The sequence below is a fragment of the Bacteroides sp. 214 genome (genome assembly GCF_010501015.1).
GTDB lineage: Bacteria > Bacteroidota > Bacteroidia > Bacteroidales > Bacteroidaceae > Bacteroides.
Genome location: NZ_QVML01000015.1, coordinates 51,950 through 64,266 on the forward strand (window position 1 = coordinate 51,950; position 12,317 = coordinate 64,266).

A 12,317-nucleotide genomic window follows, 5' to 3' on the forward strand; every position below is an offset into this window, starting at 1 on the left:
ACACTCCTATGAAAAGTAAAATACTATCGGCAGTATTGCTGCTACTCTTTCCGGTTTTATTATCGGCACAAGAACCTGTTTTGTTTCAACATCCGTGGCAAGGCAAACGCATTGGTTACATTGGCGACTCCATTACCGACCCCAGAAACGGAGGCGGGAAAATTCATAAATACTGGGCGTTCTTAGAAGAGTGGCTTGGTACTACATCTTTTGTATATGGTGTGAGTGGCAGACAGTGGGATGATGTACCCCGACAAGCCAACAAACTAAAAGAAGAACATGGCGACGAGGTAGATGCCATTCTTGTATTCCTTGGCACAAACGATTTTAATCATGGCGTACCTATTGGCGAGTGGTACTCGGAACAAGAAGAAGAGGTGATGTTTGCCCGGGGTGAACCTAAAAAACTCGTTACCCGCAAACGCCGCACCCTGCTGATGACTACCGACACCTATAAAGGGCGCATCAACATTGGCATCAACCACTTGAAGCAGCTTTTCCCCGACAAGCAAATCATTTTGTTGACCCCGCTGCATCGTTCTCTTTTTATTGCTAATGATACTAATGTACAGCCCGACGAAAGTTACCAAAACCGCTGTGGTGAATACATCGACGCATACATAGAAACTATTAAAGAAGCCGGTAATGTGTGGGGAATACCAGTTATTGACTTCAATGCCGTAACAGGTATTAATCCTATGGTTAAAGAGCAACTTATTTATATGTATGATGTCGAACGCGACCATTTGCACCCAAACACTCAAGGGCAGAAACGAATGGCAAAGACGCTGATGTATCAACTGCTCACATTTCCAATAATAGAGGAATAATACACGCGTTGGTGGAATTAATTCCGGCTATGGTTGATGAACCATGAGCCATAGGTTGACGGAGTATGTGCCATAGGCTGAAGGGTCATGAGACTATGGCTGACAGGTCATGAGACTATGGCTGACGGGGCATGAGACTATGGCATTTCCCAGTGTTTTCTTACCACAAAAACAGTCAGAAAATTAGGCGTGAAAACCCTGTGAAGGATAAAAGAGGGGGTCTTCACACACAACCGGCTCGCTGTCATCTACTTACAACGTTTTGTGAATGTGAAGACCTATTCCGTAAAACTACACAGGAGTGTATTAATAAGTGTATCGTTCAACAAAAAGAACGACAAGCAAAGGTAATTTCAAATGCTTATAGATAAGTTATTTTGCGTACATTTGCCCCTATGATTGTATGCATAGCAGAAAAGCCCTCCGTGGCACGCGATATAGCCGAAGTACTCGGCGCCCGAAATAAACGTGACGGTTACATAGAAGGTAACGGTTATCAGGTAACCTGGACTTTTGGTCATCTCTGCACCTTGAAAGAACCACACGAATACACCCCCGCTTGGAAGTCATGGAGCTTAGGTAGCCTACCAATGATACCACCTCGTTTTGGTATTAAATTGATAGAAATCCCTAACTACGAAAAGCAATTCAAGGTTATAGAACACCTGATGCAGCATGCCGACGAGATTATAAACTGCGGTGATGCCGGACAAGAGGGAGAATTGATACAACGCTGGGTAATGCAAAAGGCAGGAGCAACCTGCCCAGTAAAACGACTATGGATTTCCTCCCTGACAGAAGAAGCCATTCGCGAAGGATTTGCCTCACTCAAAGACCAATCGGAGTTCCAGCCATTGTACGAGGCGGGGCTTTCTCGTGCCATTGGCGACTGGCTACTTGGTATGAACGCTACCCGACTATATACACAAAAGTATGGACAAGGTAAGCAAGTCCTCTCCATCGGAAGGGTACAAACACCCACGCTTGCACTCATTGTAAACCGTCAGCTAGAGATAGAGAATTTCCAACCGGAACCTTATTGGGAATTAAAAACAGTTTATCGGGACACTACCTTCTCAGCTACGAAAGGGAAATTTACAACCAAAGAAGAAGGGGTGGAATTTCTGGAAACTGTAAAGGCATCCGACTTTACCGTCACCGAAACCTCCGAAAAGAAAGGTGTAGAACATGCTCCGCGCTTATTCGACCTAACATCACTCCAAGTAGAATGTAACAAGAAGTTTGGCTACTCGGCAGATGAAACATTGAAACTCATTCAATCGCTATACGAAAAAAAGGTAACCACCTACCCACGTGTAGACACGACCTTTCTGAGTGACGACATATATCCTAAATGCCCCGCTATCTTAAAGGGGTTAAAGGATTACACCGTACTTACTGCTCCACTCGAAGATAAAAAACTGGCAAAGTCCAAGAAGGTATTCGACAGTTCTAAAGTAACCGACCACCACGCTATTATCCCCACAGGGGTATACTCACAAAGTTTATCGGATATGGAGCGTAGGGTATTCGACCTCATAGCCCGGCGATTTATCGCTGTCTTTTATCCCGAATGTAAAGTTTCCACCACCACCGTGTTTGGCGAGGTAGAAAAAATAGAGTTCAAGGTAACAGGCAAACAAATATTGGAACAAGGCTGGCGCGTGGTCTTCGCAAAAGAGCAAAACGAGGATAAAGATGAAGACGAAGAGCGTGTGCTTCCTACATTTGTAAAAGGAGAAAGCGGACCACACGTCCCCGACCTGAACGAGAAATGGACACAACCGCCTAAGTTCTATACAGAAGCTACACTACTTCGCGCTATGGAAACAGCAGGAAAGTTGGTAGAGAACGATGAACTACGTGATGCATTGAAAGAAAACGGAATCGGCCGCCCCTCTACCCGTGCGGCAATTATCGAAACACTCTTCAAGAGAAATTACATTCGTAAAGAGCGGAAAAACCTTGTAGCTACACCCACTGGTATAGATCTTATTCAAGTTATTCACGAAGAACTGCTGAAATCGGCAGAACTTACCGGGCTTTGGGAAAAGAAGTTACGCGAAATTGAACGCAAGACTTACAATGCGCACCTCTTCCTTGAAGAATTGAAGCAAATGGTTACAGAGATTGTAAACAGTGTGCTGTCCGACAATTCAAACCGCCGCATCACAATCGTTTCGCAAGAGAAACAAACCGAGGAAAAGGCTGTTGAGAAGAAAAAGAGCACCAGAACACGCAAACCAGCTACGCCAAAACCCAAAGAAGCCACTCCCACAGAGGGAGCTGTTTGCCCCCTTTGCGGAAAAGGTGTTATCATTAAAGGAAAGAGTGCTTTCGGTTGTTCCGAATGGAAGAACGGATGCGGGTATCGGGTTATATTTTAAATAACATTCCTCCAATATTATCCATCGGAGCACCAGTTACCGAAGCGAGGCAACTTGGCTCGTCACAAATATAAAGAGCACCAAGAAAAGCAAAAATCAATGCTTCCTTGTACTCAATTATCAGTTTATCGGGTATCACAATTTCGCATCGACACAATTGGCGGATGCGTTCTATCAGAAAGACATTGAAGGCACCACCACCTGTCACCAGCAATCTGCCACCCTGCACTATGCGTGACACCTGATAGGCGGCATGTTCGTAAAAAGTGCGTAGCATATCTTCGAGAGACAAGCCGTAGCGTTCGAGCATTGGATAGATAATGGTTTCCACCCATTCGCGTCCTAAAGACTTTGGTCCTGTTTGGTGGTAAAACTCTATTGCATTCAGCTCCTCTAGAAGGGGTGTGCAGATATTTCCGCGTCGTGCCAACTCCCCATCCCGATCGAATTCCAGTCCTATTTGCCGACAATAATGGTTGATAACATAGTTCACCGGGCTGATATCAAAGGCGATACGCTTGCCTCCTTGCTCGAAAGAAATATTGGAGAATCCACCAATATTAAGGCAGTAATCATAGTCAGAAAAGAGAAGGCGGTCGCCAATAGGAACAAGCGGCGCACCTTGTCCACCCAACATGATGTCTAATCGTCGAAAATCCGACACAGTAGGTATCCGGGTTTCGGCAGCAATAGCTGCACCATCACCTATCTGATACATAATTTTCTTTTGAGGTTCGTGGAAGATTGTGTGTCCATGCGAAGCGATGATATCCGGTTTTACGTTAAACTCCTTCATAAAATCGTTTACCCGTTCGCCAAGAAACTTACCATAAGAGCTATGAAAAGTAATAAATTCCAATGCGCTCATTTGCTGAGCACCTTTTCCGAGTTTCTGTTTCAGGTCGTCTTCGTAAGAGTAAGCCTTAGCATAATCTATTGCGAAATCCCATTTGCTATCACTGTACGTAAATGTGCAACAGCACACATCCAATCCATCGAGCGAAGTGCCCGACATCAAGCCAATTGCTTGAATGGTTCTTTTTTTCATCGTTCTTTAGAATTAAGTAATTTGCGAAAGACAAATATAACCAATGCAGTTCAAACCGAAAAGAAAAATACAATAAACCCCCGTTTTTTGAGTTAATATAAGTAATGTATAAGAAATTGCTTTATATTATCACCCTGTTATTGCTCCTCACCTCGTGCGGTGTAGGTCGTTCACTGAAGAAAGCCGACGAGAGTTATGCTCGCGGCGAGTACTTCAATGCAGCAGGGCATTATAAGAAAGCATACAGTCGCCTCAAACCTAAAGAGCGTAAACAACGAGGCGAAGTAGCCTACAAAATGGGCGAATGTTACCGCCTGATAAATTATACGGTGAAAGCAAAAGGAGCCTATATGAATGCTATACGCTATAAGTACCAAGATAGCATATCCTACTACTACCTCGCCGAAATGCTTCGTAAGAATGGCGAGTACAAAGCTGCCGAAATTCAATATCAACGTTATTTAGAATTCAACCCAACGAGTGTTTCTGCTCTCAATGGATTACAATCTTGTGCCTTAGCAGCGCAATGGAAAGCTAATCCCACTCGGCACATAATAAGAAAGAATACATTATTTACCTCTCGCCGTAGCGAATACTCGCCCATGTTTGCAGGAACCGACCCCGACGTGCTTTATCTTACCTCTACCCGCAATGAAGCTAAAGGGAGCGACCTTAACGGAATAACCGGAGTGAAAAGTGCTGATATATTTCTCTCAAAGCGCGATGAAAAGAAACAGTGGCAGAAACCCAAAGTAATAGAAAGCGACATTAATTCTGAGTTTGAAGATGGTGCCTGTTGCTTCTCTCCTGATGGACAAACAATGTATTTTACCCGTTGTCGGCGTACTGCCAATGTGGATGTTTATGCCGAAATATACTCTTCGCAACGTACCGGCGCCAATTGGGGAGCGCCACAGAAATGCATTATTATCAACGATTCGCTATCTTCGGTAGCACATCCTGCCGTTTCGCCAGCGGGCGACTACCTATACTTTACATCGGATATGCCCGGTGGTTATGGCGGATTAGATATATGGCGGATTAATTTTACCCGAGATGGTTTGGGATTCGTCGATAACCTTGGACCAGAGGTAAACAGTGCGGGCGACGAAATGTTTCCCACTTTTTCGGAAGATGGTACGCTATATTTTTCTTCCAATGGACATCCCGGAATGGGTGGATTAGATATATTCAAGGCCACATTACAACCTAATGGAAAGTGGCACATAGAAAACATGAAACATCCTGTTAACTCGCAAGCCGATGATTTTGGTATGACCTTTGAACCTGGAACACAGCGCGGTTTTTTCTCGTCCAACCGGGGAGATGCAAGCGGAAAGGACCATATATACAGCTTCGAATTACCCGAAGTTATTTACACACTTACCGGATGGGTATACGACCGCGAAGGCGATCCGCTTTCTGAATCATTAGTTACGATTGTGGGCGACAATGGCACGTACCTTAAAGTTAATGTAAAGAATGATGGTTCATTTACCCAACGTGTAGATCCCGATGTGCGTTATGTAATGCTTGCTTCGTGCAAAGGCTATCTTAACAACAAACAAGAATTGGAAACTGACACGGTGCAGAGTAACAAAGAGTACGAGCTGGAATTTCCATTATCCTCCATTACCCGTCCTGTGTTGATAGAGAATATATTCTATGAATTTGACCGTGCCGACCTTACCGACGAGTCTGCCCAGTCGCTCGACGAACTCATCCAACTTCTTACCGACAATCCTTACGTAACCATTGAGCTTGGCGCCCACTGCGATTACTTTGGCAATGATGCCTATAATCTGCGTCTTTCGCAGCGACGCGCCGAATCGGTGGTTCGCTACTTAGTAGCCGGTGGTATCTCTGCCGACCGTCTTACTCCCAAAGGCTATGGAGAAGAACAGCCTAAGACAGCCACTCGTTTCACACTTAAAAGCGCTCCTTTTCTAAAAGAGGGTGATGTCCTGACAGAAGAATTTATAAAAAATCTCCCGCCCGAAGAGCAGGAGATCTGTAATGCTATTAATCGCCGCACAGAGTTCAAGGTTTTGCGAACTACGTACGGATTAAAATAAAAAATTACATTTTTGCGTATGCCTTATGGAATTCCGTTACCGCTACAATTCCTTTGCGGAATATATCCAAACTAAAATTCTCGTTCGGTGAATGAATCGCATCCGATTCCAACCCAAAGCCCATTAGTACCGTCTTCATACCCAATACCTGTTCAAAGGTAGAGATAATTGGAATACTACCGCCTCTTCTTACCGCAAGAGGTTTCTTTCCAAAGGCAACCTCAAAACCTATTTCGGCAGCTCTATAAGCAGGAAGTGTAATTGGGCATACATATCCCTGTCCGCCATGACATGGCGTAATGGCAATCTTTACTGAGTCGGGAGTAATGCTCTCAATATAATTTGCTACCATATCTAATATTTTATGATAGTCTTGATGCGGTACTAAGCGACAAGATATTTTAGCAAAAGCTTTGGACGGAAGCACTGTCTTAGAACCTTCGCCTGTATAGCCTCCCCATATACCACAAACATCAAAAGCAGGACGACAACTATTGCGCTCGAGGGTAGAATATCCTTTCTCACCCGCCAACTCTCTTACATCTATAGCCTCTTTATACTTTTCTTCGTTGAAAGGAATATTTCTTATCATTTCGCGTTCGGCAGCAGAGACTTCCTCCACATCATCATAGAATCCCGGAACGGTAATACGTCCATTCTCGTCTACCATTTTACTAATAATATCACAGAGCACATTTATAGGATTGGCAACTGCACCACCAAAATGGCCGGAGTGCAGATCGCGATTCGGCCCCGTTACTTCGAGCTGCCAGTAACCCAGTCCGCGCAATCCAGTGGTAAGCGATGGCAGGTCAGCCCCTAGCATACTGGTATCACTTACCAAAATAATATCACCTTTAAGTAACTCCTTGTGTTGTTCGCAGAAAGCCTCCAGACTTGGCGATCCAATCTCTTCTTCACCCTCGAAAATAAACTTCACGTTATTTTCCAATAGGTTGTTCTTTACCAAATACTCAAATGCCTTTACTTGGATAAAAGCTTGTCCTTTATCATCATCGGCGCCACGTGCCCAAATGTGTCCGTCTCGAATAACTGGTTCAAATGGTTCACTCTTCCAGAGTTCAAGTGGTTCGGCAGGCATCACATCATAATGGGAATATATCAGAACGGTTTTTGCTTTCGGGTTTATCATCTTTTCACCATACACGATGGGGTTACCAGCCGATGGCATTACAACCGCTTTATCCGCACCGGCTTTCAACAACAACTCCGTCCAGCGCTCAGCACATTTCATCATATCTGCTTTATGCTCGGGTTTCGCACTAATACTTGGAATACGAATTAAGCTGAATAAATCTTCCATCATTGCCGTTTCATTCTCGGCAATATACATTTGAATTGTTTCGGGACTTTTCATTAAGGTATTATAATTAATTAATAAAAATGGAATTAAAGCTGAGTTGTTCTATCCAACAAATAATAATCGAGTATGGTCATGGCAGCCATGGCTTCTACAATAGGCACAGCTCTTGGCAGTACACATGCGTCATGCCGACCACGTGCTTTCAATGTTGTATCTTCACCGTTAATATTTACGGTGTGTTGCTCCATTAGTATCGTTGGTACCGGTTTGAATGCCACACGAAAATAAATATCTTGTCCGTTGCTGATTCCTCCTTGAATACCACCCGAATGATTGGTATTTGTTTCTATAATACCATTTCTATTATAGAAAATATCATTCTGTTCGGAGCCTTTCATCTTCAATCCTTTGAATCCTTCACCATATTCAAACGCTTTTGCCGCATTGATACTTAACATAGCGTTACTAAGTGCAGCGTGTAGTTTCCCAAATATGGGTTGACCCAGTCCAATGGGGCATTTTTCTATTACGCAAGTAATTACACCACCAATAGTATCGCCCTCTTCTTTAACTTGGGCAATATAGGTTTCCATTTCCTTAGCTTTTACAGGGTCCGGACAACGTACCATATTCTTCTCTACATCTCTCAGGTCATATTCTGTATAGTTCTCCTCTAACTTAATATGACCCACCTGCGAAGTGTAGGCAGTAATAGTTATACCCAATTGATTCAATGCAATCTTGGCAAGTGCGCCACCTACTACACGAGCTATGGTTTCGCGTGCCGAAGAACGACCACCTCCACGGTAGTCGCGTACACCATATTTAATACTATAGGTATAATCCGCATGAGAGGGACGATACACACTCTTCATCTCCGCATAGTCTTTGGAGTGTTGATTCTTGTTCCACACAATAAAACCAATAGGTGCACCTGTTGATTTGCCGTCAAAAACACCCGAAAGTATTTCCACCTTATCGGCTTCATCACGATCTGTTGTGATAGCCGACTGTCCGGGACGCCTTCTGTTGAGTTCTTTTTGGATAAAATCCAAATCGATACGCACGCCAGATGGGTAGCCGTCAATTACTCCACCGATTCCCTTTCCGTGAGATTCGCCAAAGCTTGTTAATCTAAATAAATTACCAAAGGAGTTAAACATAGGTTTTTCGTTTTTTTAATCTAGCCTAAAGTTTAGGCGTTCAGGCTTGATGTTGTTATTGCACATAGTTTAAAACTGACTATGACAAAGATATATTTTTTTATTGAAATATGTGCTAAAGTTTTAATAATTCAGTAGCCAATATGGCTGAAAATATTTCAATTTTGTTACTTTTCGCTCTTTATCAGACTTTTTGTTACCTTTGTACTGCTTTATAACACAAAAGATATGTCCAAATCATCATTGTTAGGTTTGAATCTGGTCGAATTGCAAAGCATCACCAAGAGTCTGGGTATGCCCGCTTTTACTGCCAAACAAATAGCTTCATGGCTGTATGATAAGCATGTTGTTTCTATTGATGAAATGACTAATCTCTCCTTGAAATTCCGGGAACTACTCAAAGAACATTATATAATAGGTGGTTCGGCACCCGTTGAGGCAATGCGCTCAGTGGACGGAACCATTAAATACCTATACCAAACCTGTGACGGACATTTTGTAGAGAGCGTATACATCCCTGATGAAGATCGTGCCACACTTTGTATCTCCTCTCAGGTAGGCTGCAAAATGAACTGCAAATTTTGCATGACAGGTAAACAAGGATTCTCTGCCAATCTTAGCGCAAGCGAGATACTCAACCAAATATGGTCGTTGCCCGAACGGGAAAAGCTAACCAACATAGTACTTATGGGTATGGGCGAACCTCTCGATAACTTAGATGAGGTTTTAAAAGTTCTTGATGTATTGACCTCTGCTTATGGTTATGGTTGGAGCCCCAAACGCATCACCCTTTCCACTATTGGACTAAAAAAAGGATTACAACGCTTCATCGAAGAAAGCGACTGCCACTTGGCTATCAGCCTACATTCGCCGATAGCATCGCAGCGAGCCGAACTTATGCCTGCCGAAAAAGCATATCCCGCCAAAGAGATGATTGATTTGCTTCGAGGATACGATTGGAGTAAGCAACGCCGTCTCTCTTTTGAATATATTGTATTTAAGGGGGTGAACGACTCTATGGTCTACGCCAAAGAATTGGTAAAGCTACTACGCGGACTCGATTGCCGTGTGAACTTAATTCGCTTCCATGCTATTCCTAACGTAGAACTAAATGGGGCCGACATGGAAACTATGACGGCTTTTCGCGACTACCTCACCACACACGGATTATTTACAACGATTCGCTCTTCGCGTGGAGAAGACATTTACGCAGCTTGTGGCATGTTGTCTACAGCCGAAAAGGAGAAAAAGAAGGAAGATTAACATTTTTTATTAACAAGCACAAAAAGCTTATACGACTAATCCGTAGTTTTGTGCTAAAACAAAATGCTATATGTTATGAAAAAGAACTTGATTTATTTTATGTTGTTTGCTTTTGTGCTGACGCTTTCTTCTTGTGGAGGTCAGAAAAAAGGTGTATTCTCGCCTACTTCATCGGGCAACCCGTACGAACTGATTGTTATTATTAATAATGACATGTGGGAACGTCCTGCAGGACGAGCTATATATAACGTACTCGATAGTGACGTACCAGGACTACCACAATCCGAGAGAAGCTTCCGTATCATGCAAGCCTCACCCAATATATTTGATGGCACATTGAAAATCATTCGTAACATCATCATAGTTGATGTACAGAAAGATGCTTATACCAAAGGAAGTTTTAAAACAGCCTATAACACATACGCTGCACCACAAGCTATTTTAACCATACAAGCTCCCGACGAAAAAGTACTTGCAGAGTTTGTAGAAGAGAATAAACAAGTAGTCATTGATTACTTCACCCGCGCCGAAATGAACAGACAAATAGCATTACTCGAAGCACAACACAATGACTACATCTCCACCAAAGTAGCCAGTATGTTCGACTGTGACATTTGGTTGCCGGGTAATTTGAAAAGCACCAAACTTGGTGAAGATTTCCTCTGGGCATCATCCAACAGTGGTGCAACAGACCTCAGCTTTGCCATATACTCGTACCCATACACTGACAAAGAGACTTTTACGAAAGAGTATTTTGTAGCAAAACGCGATTCGTTTATGCAAGCCAACATACCCGGAGCACAAGAAGGAATGTATGTAACGACCGATGCAAAAACCGTACAAACACGCGCTATCACCTTGCAAGATCAATACACCTTTGAAGCAAGAGGTTTATGGAGAATGAAAGGTGACTTTATGGGAGGACCATTTGTTTCTATTTCACGCGTAGACGAGATAAACAATCGGGTCATCACAGCGGAAATTTTCGTATACTCGCCCGACAAACAAAAAAAGAATATCGTGCGTAGTCTTGAAGCATCACTCTATACATTGAAATTGCCTAAAGACAGACAACCGAATAATTAAATAAACATGGAAAATAAAGTAAGAATTGGTATTACACACGGAGATGTTAATGGAGTTGGTTATGAGGTCATCCTAAAAACCTTTGCAGAACCAACCATGCTCGATATGTGTACACCTATTATATATGGTTCGCCCAAAGTTGCGGCATATCATCGTAAAGCATTTGATTTGCCTACCAACTTCAGTATTATTAATAAAGCAGAAGAAGCGCACCCCAATAAGTTGAGCATCATCAACTGTACCGACGATGAGGTAAAAGTAGAATTCTCCAAAGCAGACAAAGAAGCAGGTAAAGCGGCACTTGATGCATTGGAGCGTGCTTTAGACGATTACAAAGCCGGATTGATTGATGTGTTGGTAACAGCGCCAATCAATAAAGCCACTATTCAGTCGGATACATTCTCCTTTCCCGGACATACCGAATACATTGAAGAACGTGTAGGCGAAGGAAACAAAGCACTGATGATTTTGATGAAGAATGATTTCCGCATTGCGTTGGTTACAGGTCATATCCCTATCAAAGATGTAGCGTCGGGTATTACCAAAGAAGCCATTCAGACGAAGTTAAAAATATTCAGTGACTCTCTAAAACACGACTTCGGCATTAGCAAACCACGTATAGCTGTTCTTGCCCTCAATCCGCACGCCGGAGATGAAGGTTTAATAGGTACCGAAGAACAAGAGATTATCATTCCCGCCTTGAAAGAGATGTCTAACAAAGGTATTCTTTGTTACGGTCCCTACCCTGCCGATGGCTTTATGGGTTCAGGACATTTTGCCAGTTTCGATGGTATCTTAGCAATGTATCACGATCAAGGCTTAGCTCCTTTTAAGATTTTTGCGATGGAAGATGGCGTGAACTATACTGCCGGCCTGCCCATTGTGCGTACCTCACCGGCACATGGAACTGCTTACGACATAGCAGGAAAGGGAACCGCTTCGGAAGATTCTTTCCGTCAGGCTATCTATACCGGAATCGATATATTCAGAAACCGTACGCGCGACAAAGCCGCTCGCATCAATCCACTGAGAAAACAGTACTTCGAAAGACGTGATGATAGCGACAAACTAAAGCTTGATACCGTTGAGGATGATGTTTAGTTTTTTAGAAAAGCGCTCAAAATGAGCGCTTTTCTTGCAC

General features: G+C 43.2%; 9 protein-coding genes. 6 read left to right on the forward strand and 3 right to left on the reverse strand.

The features are described from left to right. The first annotated feature begins 8 nt into the window (after positions 1 to 8). Positions 9 to 830 (forward strand): SGNH/GDSL hydrolase family protein, encoded by an 822-nt coding sequence (locus D0T50_RS10695; RefSeq protein WP_163223518.1) that lies wholly within the window; start codon positions 9 to 11, stop codon positions 828 to 830. A 395-nt stretch (positions 831 to 1,225) separates the two neighbouring features. Then, positions 1,226 to 3,217: a DNA topoisomerase 3 gene (locus D0T50_RS10700; RefSeq protein ID WP_163223519.1), complete on the forward strand. Its 1,992-nt coding sequence runs from the start codon at positions 1,226 to 1,228 to the stop codon at positions 3,215 to 3,217. Here D0T50_RS10700 and D0T50_RS10705 read toward each other — a convergent pair. Continuing rightward, on the reverse strand, positions 3,207 to 4,265 hold the full coding sequence (locus D0T50_RS10705) for an anhydro-N-acetylmuramic acid kinase (RefSeq protein WP_163223520.1): 1,059 nt from the start codon (positions 4,263 to 4,265) through the stop codon (positions 3,207 to 3,209). The genes D0T50_RS10700 and D0T50_RS10705 overlap by 11 nt on opposite strands. 104 nt (positions 4,266 to 4,369) lie before the next feature. On the opposite strand from D0T50_RS10705, the gene D0T50_RS10710 reads away from it, so the two are divergent. Beyond that, positions 4,370 to 6,340, forward strand: coding sequence for an OmpA family protein (locus D0T50_RS10710; protein ID WP_163223521.1), 1,971 nt, complete (start codon positions 4,370 to 4,372; stop codon positions 6,338 to 6,340). A gap of 4 nt (positions 6,341 to 6,344) precedes the next feature. Here the strand turns inward: D0T50_RS10710 and D0T50_RS10715 are convergent, their stop codons facing one another. Together D0T50_RS10715 and aroC are read right to left on the reverse strand one after the other, a co-directional pair. Then, entirely contained in the window at positions 6,345 to 7,718 is a 1,374-nt protein-coding gene (locus D0T50_RS10715; RefSeq protein WP_163223522.1) for a dipeptidase, read from the reverse strand. Between the two features lie 32 nt (positions 7,719 to 7,750). Further along, positions 7,751 to 8,827, reverse strand: a complete 1,077-nt coding sequence (gene aroC, locus D0T50_RS10720; RefSeq protein WP_163223523.1) for a chorismate synthase — start codon at positions 8,825 to 8,827, stop codon at positions 7,751 to 7,753. Between the two features lie 228 nt (positions 8,828 to 9,055). Between aroC and rlmN the strand changes: the two genes are divergently transcribed. From rlmN to pdxA, 3 genes are all read left to right on the forward strand, one after another. Continuing rightward, positions 9,056 to 10,090, forward strand: coding sequence for a 23S rRNA (adenine(2503)-C(2))-methyltransferase RlmN (rlmN, locus tag D0T50_RS10725; protein ID WP_163223524.1), 1,035 nt, complete (start codon positions 9,056 to 9,058; stop codon positions 10,088 to 10,090). Positions 10,091 to 10,165: 75 nt separating this feature from the next. Beyond that, complete coding sequence (locus tag D0T50_RS10730; protein WP_163223525.1) at positions 10,166 to 11,176, forward strand: DUF4837 family protein; 1,011 nt, start codon at positions 10,166 to 10,168, stop codon at positions 11,174 to 11,176. 6 nt (positions 11,177 to 11,182) lie between these two features. Continuing rightward, positions 11,183 to 12,277, forward strand: coding sequence for a 4-hydroxythreonine-4-phosphate dehydrogenase PdxA (gene pdxA / locus D0T50_RS10735; RefSeq protein ID WP_163223526.1), 1,095 nt, complete (start codon positions 11,183 to 11,185; stop codon positions 12,275 to 12,277). Positions 12,278 to 12,317 lie beyond the last annotated feature (40 nt).

Coding starts and splice junctions, on each gene's coding strand:
- D0T50_RS10695 (WP_163223518.1), top strand. CDS start 9: ATGAAAAGTAAAATACTATCGGCAGTATTGCTGCTACTCTTTCCGGTT.
- D0T50_RS10700 (WP_163223519.1), top strand. CDS start 1,226: ATGATTGTATGCATAGCAGAAAAGCCCTCCGTGGCACGCGATATAGCC.
- D0T50_RS10705 (WP_163223520.1), bottom strand. CDS start 4,265: ATGAAAAAAAGAACCATTCAAGCAATTGGCTTGATGTCGGGCACTTCG.
- D0T50_RS10710 (WP_163223521.1), top strand. CDS start 4,370: ATGTATAAGAAATTGCTTTATATTATCACCCTGTTATTGCTCCTCACC.
- D0T50_RS10715 (WP_163223522.1), bottom strand. CDS start 7,718: ATGAAAAGTCCCGAAACAATTCAAATGTATATTGCCGAGAATGAAACG.
- aroC (WP_163223523.1), bottom strand. CDS start 8,827: ATGTTTAACTCCTTTGGTAATTTATTTAGATTAACAAGCTTTGGCGAA.
- rlmN (WP_163223524.1), top strand. CDS start 9,056: ATGTCCAAATCATCATTGTTAGGTTTGAATCTGGTCGAATTGCAAAGC.
- D0T50_RS10730 (WP_163223525.1), top strand. CDS start 10,166: ATGAAAAAGAACTTGATTTATTTTATGTTGTTTGCTTTTGTGCTGACG.
- pdxA (WP_163223526.1), top strand. CDS start 11,183: ATGGAAAATAAAGTAAGAATTGGTATTACACACGGAGATGTTAATGGA.